Below are 20,351 nucleotides of genomic sequence, written 5' to 3'. Positions count from 1 at the left end.
CAGTATGATTCCTCAGGTTTCCTTCAGCTTTGTTTCGTACTATCCGCTTCATCCGCGCCCGTCCGGGCAGCAATGATTCCGAAAGTTTTTCGACAAAAACTGAAAGCGCCGATCCGGCTTGCTGGAGTCCTGATGAAAACTCTCTTTTTGCAGGCCCCGTCATTCGACGGCTTCGATGGTGGTGCGGGTTCGCGCTACCAGGCTAAACGTGAAGTCAAGTCGTTCTGGTATCCCACCTGGCTCGCCCAGCCCGCCGCGCTGATTCCCGACAGCCGCGTGTTCGATGCCACCGCGAACGGTGCATCGGTCGAAGCGACGCTCGATCTCGCGCAGCAATACGACCTCGTCGTCATTCACACCAGCACCCCCTCGTTTCCCACCGACGCGCTGTTCGCGCAGCATCTGAAAGAGCGCAAGCCGTCTATTCTGATCGGCATGGTCGGCGCCAAGGTCGCAGTCGATCCGCATAACTCGCTGACCGCGACCGAAGCGATCGACTTCGTCGGCCGCGAGGAATTCGACTACACCTGCAAGGAAGTCGCCGAGGGCGTGCCGTTCGCGCAGATCAAGGGCTTGAGCTATCGCGCGCCGGACGGTTCGATCGAGCATAACGAAGCGCGCCCGATCCTCGAGAACATGGACGAGCTGCCGTTCGTCGCACCGATCTACAAGCGCGACCTGACGATCGAAAACTACTTCAACGGCTATCTGAAGCATCCATACGTGTCGCTGTACACCGGCCGCGGCTGCCGCTCGAAGTGCACGTTCTGCCTGTGGCCGCAGACGGTCGGCGGCCATCGCTACCGCGTGCGTTCGGTCGAGAACGTGCTCGAGGAAGTGAAGTGGATTCGCGACAACATGCCTGAAGTCAAGGAGATCATGTTCGACGACGACACCTTCACCGACTTCAAACCGCGCGCGGAAGAAATCGCCCGCGGGATGGGCAAGCTCGGCGTCACGTGGTCGTGCAACGCGAAGGCGAACGTGCCGTATTCGACGCTGAAGATCATGAAGGACAACGGCCTGCGTCTGCTGCTGGTCGGCTACGAATCGGGCGATGACCAGATTCTGCTGAACGTGAAGAAAGGGTTGCGCACCGACATCGCGCGGCGCTTCGCGAAAGACTGCCGCTCGCTCGGCATCAAGGTGCACGGCACCTTCATTCTGGGCTTGCCCGGCGAGACCCAGGAGACGATCCGCAAGACCATCGAATACGCGAAAGAGATCAATCCGCTGACCATCCAGGTGTCGCTCGCGGCGCCGTATCCGGGCACCCGGCTCTATAACGAGGCGGTCGAAAACGGCTGGCTCGCGGAGAACAAGGTGATCAATCTGGTCAGCAAGGAGGGCGTGCAGCTCGCCGCGATCGGCTATCCGCATCTGTCGCGCGAAGAGATGTATCACCAGCTCGAAAACTTCTACAAGCGCTTCTATTTCCGGCCGTCGAAGATCTGGGAAATCCTGCGCGAAATGCTCACGAGTTGGGACATGATGAAACGGCGTCTGCGCGAAGGCGTCGAATTTTTCCGCTTCCTGCGCGCACACGAGGCGTGAACGCCGCACATCTGGCCGCCGTCACGCTCGCTTATGCGTGCGCGGCGGCAGCTGTGATCGGCATCGTCTACAGCGTGCTCGCGAGCGCGCTGATCGGGCGTTTCTTCGCCAAACGCGTGGACGAGCCGGCGAGCTATCCGCCCGTCTCGATCGTGAAGCCACTGCACGGCACCGAATGGACGCTGCTCGACAATCTGGCGAGCTTCTGCGCGCAGGACTATCCGGGGCCGGTGCAATACCTGTTCGGCGTGCACGATTCGGACGACCCGGCCTTGCAGGCGGTCGAGCAATTGCGCCGCCTGCATCCGCGCGCCGATATCACGGTGGTCGCCGATGCGCGCCTGTACGGCCCCAATCGCAAGATCAGCAACATCCTGAACATGCTGCCGCACGCGCGCCACGACGTGCTGGTGTTCGCCGATAGCGACGTCAGCGTCGCGCCCGACTATCTGCGGTGCGTGGTCGGCGCGTTGCAGAAACCCGGCGTCGGGCTCGTCACCTGCGCCTATCGCGGCCAGCCCGATCCGGGTTTCTGGCCGCGGCTCTCGGCGATCGCCACCAACTACCAGTTCCTGCCCGGCGTCGTGATCGGCCTCGCGTTCGGGCTCGCGCGGCCGTGCTTCGGCCAGACCATCGCGATGCGGCGCGACACCTATGAACGGATCGGCGGCTTCGGGCCGTTCGCACGCCATCTGGCCGAGGACTACGCGATCGGCGAGGCGGTGCGGGCGCTCGGCGAGGAGGTTGCGATTCCGCCGTTCGCGATCGCCCATGCGTGCGTCGAAACGCGCGCGGCTCAACTGGTCGCGCACGAGTTGCGCTGGAGCCGCACGATTCGCCGGATCAATCCGCTCGGTCACTTCGGCACCGCGCTCGTGCATCCGCTGCCGTTTGCGCTGCTCGCGCTCGCGTTCTCGGCCGGCGCGCCGTGGGCATGGCCGTTGCCGCTCACCGCGTTCGGCGCGCGGCTCGCGCTGAAATGGCGCACCGATCGCGCGCTGCGGCAGCGGTGCCGCGACCTGTGGCTGCTGCCGGTCTGGGACCTCGTCGCGTTTGCGATTTTCGTCGCCAGCTTCCGCTCGTCGCGGGTAATCTGGCGCGGCTTCAGCTTCAAGGTCGACGGCGACGGCATGCTGTCGGCGGCACGGGACGAATAGCGATGAAGCATTTCGGTCGCGCCGCCGCGCTGGTGGGTTTGCTGGTCTCGCTGTGGCTCGTATGGCGCGAGGATCCGGGCGCGGTGTTCAATGCGTTGCGCGCGGCCGGCGTCGGACTCGTGATCGCCGCGCTCGCGCACGTGCTGCCGATGATCGCCAACGCGTGCGACTGGCGCTCGCTGATTCGCGGCGCCAACCGGCCGAGCCTCGGCAAGATGCTGCACCTGGTGTGGGTGCGCGAGTCGGTCAACTCCATGCTGCCGGTCGCGCGGATCGGCGGCGAACTCGTGTCGTACCGGATGCTGCGGCGCTGGGGCGTGAAGCCGTCGACGGCGGTCGGCAGCCTGATCGTCGATATGCAGCTCACGGTGATCAGCCAGCTGATGTTCACGCTGATCGGCATCGGCTTTCTGTTCGCGCATGCGCAATCGGGCGCGCTGCGACTCGCCGGCCAGCTCGCGTGGGGCGTGGTCGCGCTGACGCCGGTGCTGCTGCTGTTCGGGCTCGTCCAGCATGCGAATCCGTTCGAGCGCATCACGCGGGTGCTGAACCGGATGACGAGCGGCAAACTGGCCGCGCTCGTCGGCCAGTCGGTGCAGATCGATCAGGCGATCAAGGTGATCTGGCGGCGCCGCGCGGTGGTACTGCGCTATCTGTTCTTCTGGCAGCCGCTGCAATGTCTGCTGACCTCGCTCGAAATCTGGCTCGCGCTGTATTTCCTCGGCGCGCAGGTGAGCTTCGTCGAGGCGGTCGTGATCGAGTCGCTGATCCAGGCGATCAGCAGCGCGGCGTTCTTCGTGCCGGGCGGGCTCGGAGTGCAGGAGGGCGCGTTCATTCTGATCGGCGGCGCGCTCGGGATCGATCCGGCCACCTCACTCGCGCTCGCAGCCGCGCGGCGGATTCGCGATCTGCTGATGTTCGTGCCGGGCTTGATCGCATGGCAGTTTTCGGAGTCGTCCGGCGGCGGGGCGGCCACGCAAGCGGTGCGCGCGGAACTGGCGCCGCAGCGCTCAGCCGGCGCTCACGCCAAGCGGCAAAGCGAGCGGCGTGAACAGCACTGACGGCACTAACTGCGCTAAGCGCGCAGCCGAGAGCGTTTACTTCAACCCGCCTTCAACGCGCGCGCCCATAAGCGGGAAACGACACGCACACCGCGAGCCCGCGCTCGCCGATCCCCGCGCCGAACTGCACGCTGGCGCCGAAATGCCCGGCGATCCGTTCGACGATCGAGAGTCCGAGACCGCTGCCGGTCGCCTGATTGCCGGTCGCGCGAAAAAATCGATGAGTGAGCCGCTGCAGATCGTCCGGCGCGACGCCGGGGCCGTCGTCGCGCACGCTCACGACGACGCGCCCCTCGGCTTGGCCTACCGCGACCTCGACGGTGCCGCCCGCGCGCCCGTACTTGATCGCGTTATCGAGCAGATTGTCGAGCAGGATGCCGATCAGCACCGGCTCCGCGTCGATCTCGGCGAGCCGGTCGCCGCTCAGCATCACGTTGATATTTTTGCGCTGCGCATTGCGCTGGTTCGCCAGCAGCGCGTCCTGCGCGATCACGGCCGGCTTGACCGCCGCGGTCGGCAGCCTCTCCTGCGCGTCCAGGCGCGCGAGCAGCAGCAGTTGCTCGGCGAGCCGCGCGCTGCGATCGACGCCTTGCACGACGCGTTCCATCGCGAGCCGCTGCAACGCGGGATCCGGCTCGGCCAGCGCGACCTGGGCCTGCACCTTGATCGCCGCGAGCGGGGTTTTCAGTTCGTGGGCGGCGTCGGCGGTAAACGCGCGCTCGCGTTCGAGCGAATGGGCCAGACGCGCAAGCAACTGGTTCAGCGCATCGACGAGCGGGCGCACTTCGAGCGGCGCGCGGGCGATCCCGACCGGCTCCAGCCGGTTCGCGTCGCGCGCGCGGATCGCCGCCGACAGCACCTGCAACGGCGCGAGCGACCAGCCGATGCCGAGCCACACCAGCAGCGCGAGCACCGGCAGCGCCAGCAGCGTCGGCCGCGCGAGCCGGCTGGCAACGCCGCTGACCAGGTCGCTGCGCGTATTGGCCGGCTCGAACACCCGCACGCTATGGCCGGACGCGCTGTCGCGCAGCGTGAACGAGTGATACATCTGGCCGCCGAGCGTGAGATCCTGCGCGCCGCTCGCGGCCGGCAGCGGCAGATCCCATGCATCGAGCGCGCGCAGTTGCGGGCTGCCGGCCAGAATTTCGCCGTTCGCTGCGCGCGCCTGGAACAGGGCGTCGCGCGGCAGCGTATCGTCGTCGTCGAGAGCGTTCGCGCCGGGCTCGCCGCCTTTTTCTTCTTCGCGCACGTCGATGCGCGCATTCGCGAGCGTGGTCAGACTGGCCTTGTCGAGCAGCGCGAGCATCTGCGCGAGTTCGGCGAGCCGCGCCTGTTCCCACGCATCGACTTCGTGGCTCGCCTGCCGGTGGCTGCTGACGAGCGCAACGCCCCACACCGCGACGATGCTCGCCAGCACGAGCAGCGACAGGCGCCGGCGAATCGACGGACCCATCACTCTTTCTCCATCACGTAGCCGATATTGCGCACGGTCCTGATCAGCCCCGCGCCGAGCTTCTTGCGCAGATTCGAGATGTGGACCTCGATCGCATTGCTTTCGATTTCTTCCTGCCAGCCGTACAGCGTTTCCTCGAGTCGCGAGCGCGACTGCGGAATGCCGAGATTGGTCAGCAGCTGCAGCAGGATCGCCCATTCGCGCGATGTCAGCGACACGCGAATCGCGTCCAGTTCCACGGTCTGCGCTGCAGGGTTCACGGTCAGATTCTGGTAACGGATCAGATCGATACTGCGACCTTGCGCGCGGCGCAACAGCGCGTGGCAACGCGCGATCAATTCGGTCAGATCGAATGGTTTGCCCAGGTAGTCGTCGGCGCCTGCGGCGAGACCGCCGACCCGCTCGACCACCGTGCCTCTCGCGGTCAGCACCAGCACCGGCACGTGGCGGCCGGCCTCGCGCCAGCGCTTGAGCAGTTCGAGCCCGCTCACCAGCGGCAAGCCGAGATCGAGGACCACCAACGCGTATTGCGTAGTATCGAGCGCGAGAGCGGCCTGCTGACCGTCGCGAGCCCAGTCGACCGTGAAGCCGGCCTGACGCAGGCCCGCCTCGACACCGCAGCCGATCAGCTCGTCGTCTTCCACGAGAAGTACACGCATGGGATGGACATTCCTTTGGTTGATTGATCGCATCACCGCACTTGCGGCGATGCGCGCCGCAAGGCTGGTTACGCCGTTCGTTAGCTCCTTTATACCGCGCGTTTGCTTAAGGTTTCCTTCAGATCGAATCGATACTATCGTCAAGCTATCGACGGCTGCCGCCCGCCTCGCGCGCCCGGCTGTAGAGCTGTCAGCGCATCGAAATTAAATGGTAAGGAGTTCGATGGATTGGCGGCGCCGTCACGCATCCGTCACGTCACGAGACCACGCTTGAGGCACGTTATGAAGCCAGTCACCGTCGACATGTTGCGAGCCCATCTGCTGGTCGCTTCGCTCACCGCCGCGCTCGCCGAACTGGTGCTGTGCGTCGCGCTGCCGCTGCTGCCGGTCTCCGAAAAATTTTTCGCTTCGACGCCGTTCCGGCTGGGCGCGCTCGCGCTGATCGTCGGCGGCGTGTTTGCCGCGCGCGAATGCGCGCAGCTCGCGTTCGATTTCGCGGTGCGGCGCGCCTATGCGGAGCCGGCCGCGCCCGCACGGGGAGGCGCGCGCGAGAGCGCGGTCGCGCTCGCGGCGGATTGTCCGCAACGCTGGCTGGTGGTGCTGCATCTGCGGCTGACCGGGCAGGCGTTCGTGCTGGCCCGGCACTGACGGACCGGCACGATGGTGGCGCACGCGTTGACGATAGGTGAATGGGTGCTGCTGGCGGGGTGCTTCGGTGCGTCGATCTATACGCTGGCCGCCGCGCTGGCGATGCCGTTTTTTACCGCGCGGCGTCGCTCGACGCATCATGGCGCTCGCTGCGCCGATCGCTCTCTCAACCCTTCGTTCAGTCCCGGCCCGAATGCCGCGGGCTTCGCGCAGCCGTTCGCGCAGCTCGGCGTCAGCGTGTTGAAACCGCTGTGTGGCGCCGAGCCCCGTCTGTACGAAAACCTGCGCAGCTTCTGCGAGCAGCGGCATCGACAGTTTCAGCTGGTGCTCGGCGTGTCGTCGCCGCACGATCCGGCGGTCGCGGTGGTGCGCCGTCTGCAAGCGCGCTACCCGGCCTGCGATATCGAACTGGCGATCGACACGCGCGTGCACGGCAGCAATCTGAAGGTCAGCAACCTGATCAATATGGCCGCGCGCGCGCGTCACGACGTGATCGTGATCGCCGATAGCGACATCGCGGTCGAGTCCGACTATCTCGACAGTGTCGCCGCGCCGCTCGCCGATCCGGCGGTCGGCGTGGTCACCTGCCTGTACGTGGCGCGCGGCGTCGGCGGCTTCTGGCCGCGGCTTGGCGCGCTTTTCATCAACGAGTGGTTCGCGCCGTCGGTGCGGGTCGCGCATGCGCTCGGCTCGCGCCGCTTCGGCTTCGGCGCGACGCTCGCGTTGCGGCGCGAAACGCTCGAGCGGATCGGCGGCTTCGCCGCGCTGAAAGACTGCCTCGCCGACGATTACTGGCTCGCCGAACACGTGCGCGCGCTCGGCCTGCAAACGGTCCTGTCGCGCGTGGTGGTCGCCACCGACGTGATCGAGCCGAACTTCACCGCGCTGTGGCAGCGCGAGACCCGCTGGCTGCGCACGATCCGATCGATCAATCCGGCCGGCTTCGTGTCGTTGATGATCACGTTTCCGACCCCGTGGCTGGTGACGAGCGCGTGGCTGACCGCGTCGCTCGCGACCCGCCACTGCGCGCATCTGCCGTTCGCGGCGGTGCTCGCGAGCGGCGCGGCCAGCGCGCTATGCGTGAGCGCGCGGCTGTTGCTGCATTTTCGGGCCGCGCGCCGCACGCGCAGCTTCTGGCGCGATCTGCCGCTGGTGCCGCTGCGCGATACGCTGCTGGCGCTGCAATGGCTCACCAGCGCATTCGGCTCGCGGGTGGTCTGGCGCGGCGTGCGCATGCAGGTCGGCACGCCGGCCGCGGAGCGCGGCGGCCAACTGGACAGCCTCACGTGAACCGCGCGAGCGCCGCGGTGGCGGCGGCCACGCCGCGCGGCCTGATCGTCACCGCCGACGACTTCGGCCTGCATCCGCGCGTGAACGCCGCGGTCGAACGCGCGCATTGCGACGGCGTGTTGCGGGCCGCGAGTCTGATGGTCGGCGCGCCGGCCGCGCAGGATGCGGTTATGCGCGCCCGCGCATTGCCGTCGTTGCGGGTCGGCCTGCACCTCGTGCTGGCCGACGGCGCCGCGCTCGCGCCGCGCGCGCAGATCGCTGGCCTGCTCGATGCCAACGGCCGCTTCGGCAGCAACATGGTGCGCGACGGCGTGCGCTTCTTTTTTCTGCCGCAGGTGCGCCGCCAGCTCGCGCGCGAAATCCGCGCGCAGTTCGACGCGTTTGCCGCGACCGGCCTCGCGCTCGATCACGTGAATACCCACAAGCACTTCCATCTGCATCCGACGGTGCTCGGCCTGATCCTCGAAATCGGCCGCGACTACGGGATGAAAGCGATGCGCCTGCCGTTCGAGGCGAACGCGCCGCTGTGGCTGCGGCCGTGGATCGCGCAGGTGAAGACGCGGCTCGAGCGCGCGGGGATCGCGCACAACGACTACGTGGTCGGCATCGCGGCGAGCGGACGGATGGACGAAGCGGCGTGGCTGGCCGCGCTCGCGAATCTGCCGGCGGGCGTCGGCGAGATCTACTGCCATCCGGCGCTGGCCGGCGCCGCGCTGAGCGACGGGATGCGCGACTACCGCCACGCGGACGAACTGCAGGCGCTGCTCTCGCCGCGGGTGGCGGCCGCGATCCGCGCGCTCGGCGCGCGGCTCGGCGGTTTCGCGGACGTGCTCGCCTGAGGCCACGGCCCGCCCGCCTGCTGGCCGGACCGCACGAGTGGCGCGTTACACCGCCTGCCGCTTCAGCAACAGTTTCAACAACACCGGCAGCAGCAACAGCACCAGCGGCAACTGCACGATCAGCCCGGAAATGATCGCGATCGCGAGCGGCTGCTGCATCGCCGAGCCTTGCCCCAACGCGAACGCGAGCGGCAACAGCGCGAGGATCGCAGCGATCGTGGTCATCGCGATCGGCCGCAGACGATTGCGGCCGGCGGCCTGCAGCGCTTCATGCAACGGCATCTCCTCGTCGCGTACCAGCGCCTGCAATTCCGACACGTAGAAAATCGCCACCTCGGTCACGATCCCGATGATCATCGTCATGCCCATCATCGCCGAGATGTTCAGCTCGATGCCGGTCAGCCACAGGCCGATGAACACCGCGCCGGCGGCGAGGAGCGGCATCGCCAGCACCGCGAGCGCGACGCGCAGCCGTTCGTACAGAAACAGCAGCAGCCCGAACACCAGCGCGATTGCCGCGCCGAATACGGTGAGCAGTCCCTTGAAGGCGATCTGCTGTTGCTGATACAGGCCGCCGAGCTCGTAGTAGACCCCGGCCGGCAGCAGCGCGGGCTCGCCGAGCGCCTTCTGTACGTCGGCGATCGTCGAGCCGAGATCGCGGCCGTCGATGCGCGCGGTCACCGCGACCATCCGCTTCAGGTTCGAGCGGCTGATCTCGGCCTGACCGGTGACCGTAAGCGGCTCTGCGACCCGCTTCAGCGCAAACAGATGGCCGTCCGGCGCGCGAATCCGTAGCTCGCCGAGCTGCGTGTCGGTCAGATGGCGCGCGCCGTCGACCCGCACTCGCACGCCGATCGTTTTCGGGCCGCGCTGGAACTGCGTCGCGACATTGCCTTCGAGCAGGTCGGTGACCGCCTGCGCGATCGCCTGCGGGTCCATTCCCTCGGCGGCCGCGGCGGCCGGCAGGATATGCAGTTCGAGCGCGTCGCCGGCCGGATTGATGCCGTCGTTCACGTCGACGATGCCGGCAATCTTGCCGAGTCGCGCGGCCACGTTGCGCGCGGTGGTGTCGAGCGTGTTCGGGTCGTCCGAAAAGATCCTGATCTGCACCGGCTGTGGCACCGCGGTCAGATCGCCGATCAGGTCTTCCATCAGTTGCGCGAGTTCGATGCTGACACCCGGCACCTGGCTGTCGATCTGCGCGCGGATTTCCTCCATCACGGTGTCGATCGGTTCGCGCCGGCCGGACTTCAGGCGCACGAAGAAGTCGCCCTTATTCGGTTCGTTCAGGTCGCCGCCGAGACCCGCGCCGGTGCGGCGCGAATAGGTCTCCACGTTCGGATTCGCGCGGATAATCTGCTCGATCTGCCGCATCAGCCGGTCCGTTTCGGTCATCGAGGTGCCCGGCCGGGTGTGATAGTCGAGCACGAAGCCGCCTTCGTCCATGCGCGGCATGAAGCCGCTGCCGACCCGCGTGAACGCGAACGCGGCCACCACGACGAGCGGCAGCAGGCCGACCAGCACCAGCGCCGGCCGCTCGATCACGCGCCCGACCGCGCGCGCATAGCGCCGGTTCAGCCACGCGGCGAAGCGGGTTTCGCTATGCTCTTCGGCGTCCGCGGGCGTGAGCCAGCGGTCGCACAGGATCGGCACGGCGAGCCACGTGACCAGAAACGAAATGAACAGCGCGCTCGCCATCGTCACCGACAGCGCCTTGAAAAACGCGCCGGTCACGCCGGACAGAAACGCGAGCGGCACGAAGATGATCAGCGTCGCCGCCGACGAACCCGCGAGCGGCCGGGTGAATTCGAGCGCGGCGGCCATCACGCGGCCGTGGAACGCGCGGGAGCCCGCTTCGCGCATGCGCCGCACGATGTGCTCGATCATCACGATCGCATCGTCGATCACGAGGCCGACCGCGGCCGCCATCCCGCCCAGCGTCATGATGTTAAAGCCCATCCCGAACACGTCGAGGAGCAGGATCGTCGCGGCCATCACGACCGGCACCAGCGCGACCGCGAGCGCGGTGATCTTCCAGTTGCGCAGGAATACGAACAGTGTCAGCGCGGCGAGCACGACGCCGATCATGATCGCGTCGCGCACGCTGGTGGCCGACGCGATCACCAGCTCGCTCTGGTCGTACCAGTTCGACAGGCTCACGCCGGCCGGCAATTGCGGCTGGAACGCGGCGAGCTTCGCGCGGATCGCGCGCGCCATCGCGACGCTGTTCGCGCCGGGCTGCTGGTACACGTTGAGCAGCACCGCGTCCTGACCGTCGGCGCTCACGCGAATCCATTGCGGCACCACGCCCTGGCTGACAGTTGCGACGTCGCCGAGCCGGACCTGCGTCGGTTTCGACGTGCCGGGCGTCGACACGACGACGTTGCGCAGCTCGTCGAGCTGCGTGAGCGTCGACTTGCTGACCACCAGATACAGCTTGTCGTGATCCTCGATGCGGCCGTTCGCCAGCAACACATTGCTCGCCCCGATCGCCTTCGCGACATCGGCGAGCGAGAGCCGGTAGCCGGCAAGGCGCGCGGGGTCGACCGCTACCTCGAACTCGTCCTGCGCGCCGCCGGTCACCTCGACGCGCGCGACCCCTTCGACCGACGACAGCAGCGGACGCATCTGGAACTGCGCGAGTTCGCGCAGCGCCGACAGCGATTGGCGCGTCGACGTGAGGCTGTAGGCGAGCACCGGAAACACGGTAGGGTCCATGCGCCGCACCTGCATCGTCGTGCCGGGCGGCAGCGTCGCGAGAATCTCGCTGAGCGCCGACTGCGCTTGCAAGGTGGCCTGCGCCATGTCGGTGCCCCAGTCGAAATTCAGCGAGATTTCGGCCGCGCCGCGACTGCTCGTCGACTGCACGTCGCGCACGTTCGGCACGCGCCGCAGCGCTTCTTCGACCGGTGTGGTGACGAGCGTCGCCATCTGTTCGGCGGGGCGATCGCCCGCGTCGAGCGAGATCACCGCGCGCGGAAACGCGACGTTCGGAAACAGCGAGATCGGCAGCCGGAACGCGCTCAGCACGCCCGCGAGCGCCAGCAGCGCGATCACGAACAGCAACGAGCGGCGGTGCGTCTGCATCCATTGGCCGAAGTTCATCGCGCGCTGTCTCCGCCGCTGCGCACCGCCATCTTGTCGGTCAGTTCGTAGTTGCCGCTGGTGACGACGCCGAGCGCGGGATCGAGCGCGCCGTCGACACCATAGCGCTCGCCATTTTCGACCGCGATCGTCACCGGCACGCGCCGCGCGCTGTGTTGCGCGGTGACCTGGAACAGGTAGGCGCCCTGGCTGTCCTTGAGCACCGCCGCGCGCGGCACGATCCAGTGGATGCCGCGGCGCGTCGCGATCTCGGCGGCGACGCGCGTGCCCGGAATGAACGGCGTGTGCGCGAGCGGCACGCTCGCGCCGACCTCGACTAGTTGGGATGACTGATCGATCGCCGCGCCGACCAGCACCACGCGGCCTTCGAGCGGGGTCCGCGCGAGCGCGGCGGACAGGCCGCGCAGCGTCAGGGTATCGCCCGGATGGAGCGCGGCGGCGTCGCTGGGCTCGACGCCGAGCGTCACGTTGGTGCGCGCATTGGCGCCGCTCCCGGCCAGTTGCAGGATCGGCGCGCCGGCCTGCAACTGCTCGCCTTGCGCGGCCGACAATTGCAGCACCACGCCGTCGAACGGCGCGGTGACGGTTTTGCTGCCGCTCGCGACGCCGCTCTGGTTTTGCGCGGCGAGGGCGTCGCGGGCATCGTCGGCGGCCTTGTGGGCGCTCGCCAGTTGCGATTGGGTCGCGAGGCCCTGGTCGTACAGCGACCGGGTGCGCGCGAGCTCGCCTTGCGCGAGCGTCAGCGCGCTGCGCGCCTGGCTTGCCGCCAGCACCGCGGCCGGGTCCGCCTGCACGACGCACAGCGGCGCGCCGCGTTTGACGCTTTGGCCGGCCTGTACGCGCATCTGCACGACGCGCGCGGCGTAGGGCAGGTTGATCGTCGTCAGGTTCGACGCGGCCGCGGCGACGATGCCGACGCCGCGCACCGGTTGCGCGATTTCCCCGCGCAGCGCGCGCACGGTTTGCACGGCGACCGAGGGCGGCGGGTTGGCTGCGGCGGTATCGGCGGCGGCGCGTGCGCGGTGGCCATAAGCGGCGAGGATGGCCGCGCCGGCGAGCGCGGCGGCGACCAGCAGCGTGCGCGGCGCGCGCCGGCGCGGCTGAAACAGGCTATTTCGCATGAGTGTCGATGAACGTCTGAGCGGAAGAGAAAGCGTCGGGGATCGCGCTGCCGAGCAGCGCCTGCAGGCCGACGCGCTGTTCGGCGAGCGACTCGCGCAGCGTCGCGGCGTCGATGCGTTTGCCGAGCGCGGCGCTTTGCGCGTCGGTGTACGCGCCGAGCGTGAGGTTGTGCTCGGCGTACGCCGTGGCGCTCGCGCGTGCGGTGCGCTCGAGCCCGGGCAACGCCGCTTCGATCTGTTGCAACTGGCGCGCGAGGATCGCGCTGTCCTCGCGCAGTCGCGCGACGTCCGCGTACGCCTGATTCAGACGCGTCTGGTACTCGTCGCGCAGCCGCTGGCGCGTCGCTTTCTCGATCGCCACGTTGCCCTGGTTGCGGTTGAAAATCGGCAAACTCAGATTGATCTGGAAGCCGCTGGTGTAGATGTTCGAGGTATCGCGCGCGCGCACGAAGCCGACCGACAGACTCGGGAACTGGCTCAGAATCGCCGCCCGATATTTCTGCTCCTGCGCCTCGTAGCCGGCCTGTAACGCGATCAGGTCGGGACGGCGGCGGGCGAGTTGGGCGAGCGCCGTGTCGACGGTGCTGTCGGTCAGCGCGGCGGGATCGGCGGATTCGTCCTGCTCGTCGCCCTGCAAGCGCACGCGCACGTCGGGGGCGAGGCCGAGCAGCGCGTTCAGCTCGTGACGGGTTTGCGCGGCCGCGCGGTCGGCTTCGTCGTATTGCTTGCGCGCGTCGCTATAGGCGAGCAAAGCGGCGCTCAGGGTGTCGTCGCTCAGATTGCCTTGCGCGCGCGCCGCTGCCATCCGTTCGTAACGCGTGCGCGCGAGATCACGTTGCTGTTGCAGCAGCGGCAGCGTGTGCTGCTGGAAGCGCGTCCTGATGAATAGCTGGCGCGCTTGCGCGACCACCTGCCATTCCTGCCACAGCAGACCCAGATCGGTTTTCGCGACGGTGGCGTCGGCGGACTGCCGGTTCGCGCTGCGCAGCACGATCGCCATCACGTCGATGCTCAAACCGTAGTTGAACGCGCGCGTGGTACCGGCCGCGCCCGGATAATCGCTCGACACGCTCAGTTGGGGATCGGGCAGCAGGCCCGCCGAATAAGCCTGCGCGCGGGCGATGCCGAGATCGTCGCGGGCCAGCTTCAGCTCCGGGTTGTTGGCCACCGCGAGCATCGCGAGTTCGTCGCTGTCGAGGCCGTCGGCGGGATCGAAGCGATGCGCGGCCAACTCGGGCAGCGGCATCGTCGCCGGATCGATGCGCAGCCGTTCGAGTGAACGCATCGAGGTCGAGGTGTCGTCAGGCGCGAGCGGTTCGCGGTGATACATCGCGCATCCGCCGAACAGCAGCGCGCATAAAGGCAGCAGCGCGCGCAGACGCAGCGCGCCCGGCACCGCGCACCGACGCCTTGACGCAGCCATTGCAACGGCTTGGAAAACAGGCAAAATCCGACTCCTGTATAAAGGTGAAACCGCGCCAGAAGCCCGTCGCAACAGGGCGGGACAAGCGCGCTGGAGAACATGGCGCGGGCCGCGCGCGAATGCGCATGCAAGCCTCGCAACCGGAAGCGATTCTGCGTAGGAGGCGCTTAAGACAGGCTTAATGCGAAGCGCGACGCGACGCGATTGTGAGAACCGCCGGGTGTCCGGGGTCCGCTAAGGATTCGTTAAGCTGCCCGATTCGATAATTCGGCGCAATACTGCACGAAGGAGAGGCCATGCGCCTGCTGTTGGTCGAAGACGACGAGATGATCGCCGAATCGGTGCTCGGCGCGATGCGCCGCGCCGGCTATGCGATCGACTGGGCCGAAGATGGCCGCGCGGCGGAGCTGTCGCTGGATAACGACGTGTACGATCTCGTGCTGCTCGATCTGGGCCTGCCGAAGAAAGACGGCATCGACGTGCTGAACGCCTACCGCCGCAACGGCGGCGCCGCGCCGGTCATCATCCTGACCGCGCGCGACGCGATCGACGAACGCATTCGCGGCCTCGACGCCGGCGCCGACGACTACCTCGTCAAGCCGTTCGATCTCGACGAACTGGCCGCGCGGATTCGCGCGCTGCTGCGCCGGCGCACCGGCCAGAAGCAGCCGGTCTACACGCACGGCGAACTGGCACTCGATCCGGCCGCTCACGAAGTCACGCTAAACGGCGCGCCGGTCGCGCTGGTGCCGCGCGAATTCGCGCTGCTGCAGGCGCTGATCGAAGAGCCGACGCGGGTGTTCACGAAGACCGAACTGGAAGAGAAGCTGTATGGCTGGGGCGAGGAAGTCGGCAGCAATACGATCGAAGTGCACGTGCACAGCCTGCGCCGCAAGATCGGCGCGGAGCAGGTCGTGACCGTGCGCGGGGTCGGCTACCGGCTCAAGAGGTGCGGATGACGTCGATTCGCCGCTGGCTGCTCGGCTGGCTGATTTTCGGCATGGCCGTGGCCTCGGTGATCGCGGCCTACGCGATTTTTCATACCGCGCGGCGCGAAGCGAGCGAGTTGTTCGACTACGAGTTGCGCACCGTCGCGCTGTCGCTACCGGCGAACCTGAGCGGCGCGGGCGACGGCGAAACGCATAGCCCCGATCTCGGCGATCTCGCCGACGACCGCATCCTCATCCAGATCTGGGACCGCGCGGGCACGCCGATCTATCACTCCGGGCAGGCGCCGGTGTTCGAGCGGCTGCCGCCGGGTTTCAACACGGTGCGCGACGGCGACTCCCACTGGCGCACCTTCGGCGTCGCGCACGCGGACCGCTACGTGCAGGTCGCGCAGCCGGTGTCGGTGCGCGAGGATCTCGCGCTGCATCTGGCGTTGCATACGATGTGGCCACTCGGCGTGCTGCTGCCGGTGACGATCATGCTGGTGCTGCTGGTGGTCGCGCGCGGGCTCGCGCCGATCGGCGGACTGTCGCGCGCGCTCGCGACGCGCACGATCGATTCGCTCGAACCGCTGCGGCTCGACGGCACGGTGCCGGTCGAGATCCGGCCGCTGGTCGAGGCGCTGAACGATCTGCTGCAGCGCCTGTCGAGCGCGTCGCACGCGCAGCGCACCTTTATCGCCGATGCCGCGCACGAACTGCGCTCGCCGCTCGCGGCGCTGAAGCTCCAACTGCAGGCGGCCTCGCGCGACGGCTCACTCAAGGGCGAACGTCAAACGCTGGAGCGGCTCGAACAGCGCGTGAACCGGATCATCCATCTGGTGCAGCAACTGCTGACGCTCGCGCGCGAGGATGCGCAGCCGGTGACGTCGATGGTGCCGGTCAGCCTGCGCCGGATCGGCGAGCAGGCGGTCAGCGATCTGTCGCTGCTCGCGGAGCTGCGCGAAATCGATCTTGGCCTCGAATGCGAGCAGGAGCAAGGACCGTCCGATGCCTATACGGTGCTCGCCGAACCCCACGCGCTCGGCGTGCTATTAGGAAACCTGATCAACAACGCGATCCGTCATACGCCGCCCGGCGGTCGCGTCGATGTGGTGCTCACGCGCGACGGCGAGCGGATCGGAATCGAAGTGGTCGATAGCGGTTCGGGCATCGAGGAGACGGAGCTGGAACGCGTGTTCGACCGCTTCTATCGTGGCGGCGGCGCGAAGGGCGAGGGCAGCGGGCTGGGTCTGGCGATCGTCGCGCGGATCGCCGAGCGCCATCAGCTCGCGCTGTCGCTGCGCAACAACGTCGGCGCGCCCGGTTTGCGGGTCAGCGTGAGCGGGCTGCGCGCGCCGGCGGCGGACGCGCCGGTGGCCGCCGCCGGCTAGGCGGACTTACTTTATTTAGCTATGGGTTGTCACGAGCGGATTGGCGCACGCTGCTACAATCGCGTCTTTACGAATCGACAGATTGGTTGTGCACTATGGGTTTCGAACAACTCGCTGAACTGAAGAAGCAACTGGCCGCCGCGCGGGCCGCCGCCGAATCCGGCGGTAAGTCCGAGCGCAAATCGGGCGGACGGCCTGCTTCGAAGTCCGCTGACAAGCCGGCCGCCCAGGCTGGCTCGAATCCTGCTGCCAATGCCGCCGCGAAACCGGCTGCCAGGTCCGGTGAGCGCGCCGCCGCAAAACCGGCCGGCAAGCCGGCTGCGAAAACCGGCGGCCGTCCGGACGGCAAGCCGGGCGCGCGCCCGGCACATCGGCAGCAACAGCGTGGCGCGGCAAGCGCGGCGCCGGCGGCCGACGCGAAACCGGTCGATCCGGTCGTGCGCTCCATCGGCCGTCTGCAAAAACGTTTCCCGGTAGCCTTCCCGAAGAATCCGGCGCCGAAGCTGCCGCTGAAGATCGGCATCTTCGAAGATATCGTCGCGCACGCGAAAGAGCTGTCGCTGAGCGAAGCCGAGCTGCGCGACGCGATCAAGACGTGGTGCCGCGGCGGGCGTTACTGGAAGAGCCTCGTCGAAGGCGCGGCGCGCGTCGATCTGAACGGTGTCGAAGCCGGCCAGGTCACCGCCCAGGAAGCGGCGGGCGCGCAGCGCCTGCTCGCGCATCGCGCGGCGAAGGGCGCGCAGAAGGCTGCCGAAGCGGCGCCGGCTGCTGCCGTTGCACCGGCTGCCGGCGATGCGGCAGCGCACGGCGCGGTGGCAACTGGTGACGCACAAACGGAACCGCAAGCCGATGCCAACGCGGCAGCCGCCGAACCGGCAAGCCCGCAGGCTGACGCTGGACAGGCCGCACCGGCCACGCCGGCCGTACCGCAATCCGCTAACGACGCAACCAGCGGCGACACGGACAACGCAGCCAATCCGCCGGCTCATCCGCAGTCCGGCGCCGCGACCAACGCGTCCGCATCCACTCCCTCCCAGGCCTGAGTTCCCCAGCCTGAACCCGCGCGGCCTCAATACGAGGCCGCGACGGGTCGCGCAGCCGACAGCCGGTTGCGCACGAATCCCACATGTTCGCGCAACACATAGAACGCATCCGCGTAGGCGAGCGGCATCCGTAACCGGTTCAGCGCCAGCTCGATCTCGTCGAGCCGCGCGAGCAGGTCGGTGCGCTCGTCGTCGGTGGCGCCGGCCAGCGCATGCCGTTCGATCGCGATCAGCGAGCCGTAATAGCGATAGATCCGCGAGCGTACCCGCCACCGATACAGCGCCGGAATCACCCGCATCGCCGGCACCAGCAGCACGGCGACCGGCAACAGCAGCACGAGGGTGCGGTCGCCGATGCTGGCGAGCCAGAACGGCAGCGTCCGGTACAGAAAACTCTTGCCGGTCCGATAGTAGCGCTGCGCGTCTTCGCTGATCTGGTATTCGTGCGCGACCGGATTCGGAAACTGGCCGGCGCGCTGCAATAGTCCGGCGGTGCCATGCACTTCCTGCGCCGCCTCGATCAGCAGATCGGAGATCGCCGGATGCAGCGTGCGGCGCGCGACCAGTTCGACGGTCGGGCTGATCAGATGCACGGTGTCGGGCGGAATGCGCCGCTTCAGATCGAGCACGCCCGACGGCAGGTCGATCTGGTCGAGGAATGGAAAGAGGCGCGTATAGGCGCTCGCTTCGTCGAAATTCATCACACCGATTCCCGGCACGCGCAGCAGCCGCAGCATCAGGTCGCGCGTGGTCGAGTCGCCGCTGAGGATCGCCGCGTCGACATCGCCGGCGACCAGCTGGGTGGCCGCCTGCAGGCCGTCGGTCGGCACCAGCGTGGTCGTGCCGCCGGCCTCGATGCCGTTGGCCGCCAGCAGTTGCAGCGCCAGCAGGCGGGTGCCGCTGCCTTCGCGGCCGACCGCGATCCGTTTGCCTTCGAGTTGTCCCAGTTCGGTGAGCTCGCTGCCGCGAAAGAACACCACGACCGGCACGTAGAACACGCTGCCGAGCGACATCAGCGACGACGTGTCGAGACCCGCCGCGGCGCCGCCTTGCACCAGCGCGATATCGACCTGCTGTTTGGGATCGAGCAGGCGTTGCAGGTTCTGTACCGAGCCGTCGGATTCGAGCACGTTCAGTTGGATGCCGTGACGCGCGAGGATCTTTCGATACTGCTGCGCGGCGGCCGCGAACGAGCTGTCGCGCGGACCCGCGCTGATCGTCAGCGTGCCCGGCGGCGCCGGATTGACGATCCACACGATCAGCACGACGACCAGCGCGATCAGCAGCGCGGTGACGATATAGGGCAGCACGTGGTCGCGCCATTCGGCGCGCGTATGCTCGCCGGAAAAGTGCGGAGGACGTGGGCGCTGCGCGTTCATGGAAACTCCGTGGCGAAAGCCGGATTGCGGCCGGGTTGCGGCATTGTCGCCTGCGCGCGGCGGCTTTGCCGTCGGCAGTTTGCTCTATTGACCGGCGCTCGCGCGGGGTTTGCGTCGCGGCCGGCAATGCGCTCGCGTCGCCCGGCGGTGTCGCGGTATCGATCGATGCACTCGGCAATGCCGCGCGGCAATTGGCCGGATAATGCGCGCGCCGGACTGCAACGAATCCAAAGGGTATCCCAAGCGTATTTAGGCCGACGCCATAGAATCGAGTTGGCGCGGGAATGAGCGTGATTTAATTTAAATAATCAAAAAGCAATCGGACGAAGCTTATTTTATTAAAGCGTTGTCGATCCGCATCGGATTTTGCAAAGCGTGACAGTTAATCGGCTCCATTTCGGCTATGGTCTAGCCCGGTATTGATTCGCGACGCCGCACGCAAGCCATTCATCTGCACCGGCCCCACGCACGGGCCACCGCTCGTCCAGGGGCGCTCGAGCCTGCGCGCGTCAGCGCGGCAATACTTAAAGCGCGATTCGATCCATTGCGCAACGAATGCGGCCCGATCGAAAAGCTATTCAAATTTCGATTTATTTGTGGGATTTCTCCGTTGAAAACATCTACCAGATCAAGGGTGCTGGTGCTGGCGGTTATTGCCGGCGCATTGAGCGGTTGCGCAACCGAATCGTCGCAGACTTTGCCGGTGCCGGTAGTCGCCAGCGCGCACACCCCGTATGCGGGCAAGCCGGTCGCAATCGCACTCGGCAAATTCGATAATCGCTCGAGCTATATGCGCGGGCTGTTCTCGGACAACGTCGACCGTCTCGGCAGCCAGGCGAAAACGATCCTCGTCACGCGTTTGCAGCAGAGCCAGCGCTTTAACGTGCTCGATCGCGACAACCTCGCCGAGATCAAGCAGGAAGCCGCGCTGCTGAACCAGCCGCAGAACCTGAAGGGCGCGCGCTTCGTCGTGACCGGCGACGTCACCGAGTTCGGCCGCAAGGAAGTCGGCGACCAGCAGCTGTTCGGCATCCTCGGGCGCGGCAAGAACCAGATCGCGTACGCGAAGGTGAGCCTGAACATCGTCGATACGACCACTTCGCAGGTGGTGCTGTCGAGCCAGGGCGCGGGCGAGTTCAGCCTGTCGAACCGCGAAGTGATCGGCTTCGGCGGCACCGCGAGTTACGACTCGACGCTCAACGGCAAGGTGCTCGATCTGGCGATCCAGGAAGCGGTCAATCATCTGGTCGAGCAGGTCGACGCGGGCGCGTTGAACGCGGCGCGCTAAACACGCGGCAC

The 20,351-nt window shown here is 67.4% G+C and carries 16 protein-coding genes; 10 read left to right on the top strand and 6 right to left on the bottom strand.

Annotated features, from left to right (window positions below; genetic code table 11):
• Window positions 1–132 precede the first annotated feature (132 nt).
• From hpnJ to LJ656_RS03005, 3 genes are read left to right on the top strand one after another with little or no spacing between them, the layout of a single operon-like run.
• A complete protein-coding gene (hpnJ, locus tag LJ656_RS03015; RefSeq protein ID WP_230507780.1) occupies window positions 133–1,554 on the top strand; it encodes a hopanoid biosynthesis associated radical SAM protein HpnJ in 1,422 nt (473 codons plus the stop codon).
• Window positions 1,551–2,711 (top strand): bacteriohopanetetrol glucosamine biosynthesis glycosyltransferase HpnI, encoded by a 1,161-nt coding sequence (gene hpnI, locus LJ656_RS03010; RefSeq protein WP_230507779.1) that lies wholly within the window; start codon window positions 1,551–1,553, stop codon window positions 2,709–2,711. Before hpnJ ends, hpnI (LJ656_RS03010) begins: the two co-directional genes overlap by 4 nt.
• A gap of 2 nt (window positions 2,712–2,713) precedes the next feature.
• Window positions 2,714–3,772: a lysylphosphatidylglycerol synthase domain-containing protein gene (locus tag LJ656_RS03005; protein ID WP_230507778.1), complete on the top strand. Its 1,059-nt coding sequence runs from the start codon at window positions 2,714–2,716 to the stop codon at window positions 3,770–3,772.
• Between the two features lie 52 nt (window positions 3,773–3,824).
• Here the strand turns inward: LJ656_RS03005 and LJ656_RS03000 are convergent, their stop codons facing one another.
• Window positions 3,825–5,228 carry an ATP-binding protein gene (locus tag LJ656_RS03000; protein WP_230507777.1) on the bottom strand — a complete coding sequence of 468 codons (1,404 nt, stop codon included), beginning with the start codon at window positions 5,226–5,228 and terminating at the stop codon, window positions 3,825–3,827.
• Window positions 5,225–5,884 (bottom strand): response regulator, encoded by a 660-nt coding sequence (locus LJ656_RS02995; RefSeq protein ID WP_230507776.1) that lies wholly within the window; start codon window positions 5,882–5,884, stop codon window positions 5,225–5,227. The genes LJ656_RS03000 and LJ656_RS02995 overlap by 4 nt, the downstream gene beginning before the upstream one ends.
• A gap of 282 nt (window positions 5,885–6,166) precedes the next feature.
• Here LJ656_RS02995 and LJ656_RS02990 point away from each other — a divergent pair, with 282 nt between their 5' ends.
• From LJ656_RS02990 to hpnK, 3 genes are read left to right on the top strand one after another with little or no spacing between them, the layout of a single operon-like run.
• On the top strand, window positions 6,167–6,532 hold the full coding sequence (locus LJ656_RS02990; RefSeq protein ID WP_230507775.1) for a hypothetical protein: 366 nt from the start codon (window positions 6,167–6,169) through the stop codon (window positions 6,530–6,532).
• A 12-nt stretch (window positions 6,533–6,544) separates the two neighbouring features.
• Window positions 6,545–7,822 (top strand): bacteriohopanetetrol glucosamine biosynthesis glycosyltransferase HpnI, encoded by a 1,278-nt coding sequence (gene hpnI, locus LJ656_RS02985; protein WP_230507774.1) that lies wholly within the window; start codon window positions 6,545–6,547, stop codon window positions 7,820–7,822.
• Entirely contained in the window at window positions 7,819–8,661 is an 843-nt protein-coding gene (hpnK, locus tag LJ656_RS02980; RefSeq protein WP_230507773.1) for a hopanoid biosynthesis-associated protein HpnK, read from the top strand. Before hpnI (LJ656_RS02985) ends, hpnK begins: the two co-directional genes overlap by 4 nt.
• Before the next feature lie 45 nt (window positions 8,662–8,706).
• Here hpnK and LJ656_RS02975 read toward each other — a convergent pair whose 3' ends face one another.
• From LJ656_RS02975 to LJ656_RS02965, 3 genes are read right to left on the bottom strand one after another with little or no spacing between them, the layout of a single operon-like run.
• Window positions 8,707–11,766, bottom strand: a complete 3,060-nt coding sequence (locus tag LJ656_RS02975) for an efflux RND transporter permease subunit (protein ID WP_230507772.1) — start codon at window positions 11,764–11,766, stop codon at window positions 8,707–8,709.
• Complete coding sequence (locus LJ656_RS02970) at window positions 11,763–12,887, bottom strand: efflux RND transporter periplasmic adaptor subunit (protein WP_230507771.1); 1,125 nt, start codon at window positions 12,885–12,887, stop codon at window positions 11,763–11,765. The genes LJ656_RS02975 and LJ656_RS02970 overlap by 4 nt, the downstream gene beginning before the upstream one ends.
• The gene (locus LJ656_RS02965) at window positions 12,877–14,310 is read right to left on the bottom strand and encodes a TolC family protein (RefSeq protein ID WP_230507770.1); all 1,434 of its coding nucleotides are present in this window, start codon (window positions 14,308–14,310) and stop codon (window positions 12,877–12,879) included. The genes LJ656_RS02970 and LJ656_RS02965 overlap by 11 nt, the downstream gene beginning before the upstream one ends.
• Window positions 14,311–14,606: 296 nt before the next feature.
• On the opposite strand from LJ656_RS02965, the gene LJ656_RS02960 reads away from it, so the two are divergent.
• From LJ656_RS02960 to LJ656_RS02950, 3 genes are all read left to right on the top strand, one after another.
• Window positions 14,607–15,269 carry a response regulator gene (locus LJ656_RS02960; RefSeq protein ID WP_230507769.1) on the top strand — a complete coding sequence of 221 codons (663 nt, stop codon included), beginning with the start codon at window positions 14,607–14,609 and terminating at the stop codon, window positions 15,267–15,269.
• Window positions 15,266–16,630: an ATP-binding protein gene (locus tag LJ656_RS02955; protein WP_230507768.1), complete on the top strand. Its 1,365-nt coding sequence runs from the start codon at window positions 15,266–15,268 to the stop codon at window positions 16,628–16,630. The genes LJ656_RS02960 and LJ656_RS02955 overlap by 4 nt, the downstream gene beginning before the upstream one ends.
• Window positions 16,631–16,725: 95 nt before the next feature.
• Complete coding sequence (locus tag LJ656_RS02950; RefSeq protein ID WP_230507767.1) at window positions 16,726–17,673, top strand: ProQ/FinO family protein; 948 nt, start codon at window positions 16,726–16,728, stop codon at window positions 17,671–17,673.
• 26 nt (window positions 17,674–17,699) lie between these two features.
• Here the strand turns inward: LJ656_RS02950 and LJ656_RS02945 are convergent, their stop codons facing one another.
• On the bottom strand, window positions 17,700–19,052 hold the full coding sequence (locus LJ656_RS02945; RefSeq protein WP_230507766.1) for a TAXI family TRAP transporter solute-binding subunit: 1,353 nt from the start codon (window positions 19,050–19,052) through the stop codon (window positions 17,700–17,702).
• Window positions 19,053–19,662: 610 nt separating this feature from the next.
• On the opposite strand from LJ656_RS02945, the gene LJ656_RS02940 reads away from it, so the two are divergent.
• Window positions 19,663–20,340, top strand: a complete 678-nt coding sequence (locus LJ656_RS02940; protein ID WP_230507765.1) for a CsgG/HfaB family protein — start codon at window positions 19,663–19,665, stop codon at window positions 20,338–20,340.
• Window positions 20,341–20,351: the final 11 nt, after the last annotated feature.

Origin of the sequence: Paraburkholderia sejongensis (assembly GCF_020880815.1) — a bacterium.
In the GTDB taxonomy this organism is placed as follows: domain Bacteria; phylum Pseudomonadota; class Gammaproteobacteria; order Burkholderiales; family Burkholderiaceae; genus Paraburkholderia; species Paraburkholderia sejongensis.
The sequence above is the reverse complement of the archived record's forward strand: the minus strand, read 5'-3'. Positions and strand labels throughout refer to the sequence as shown.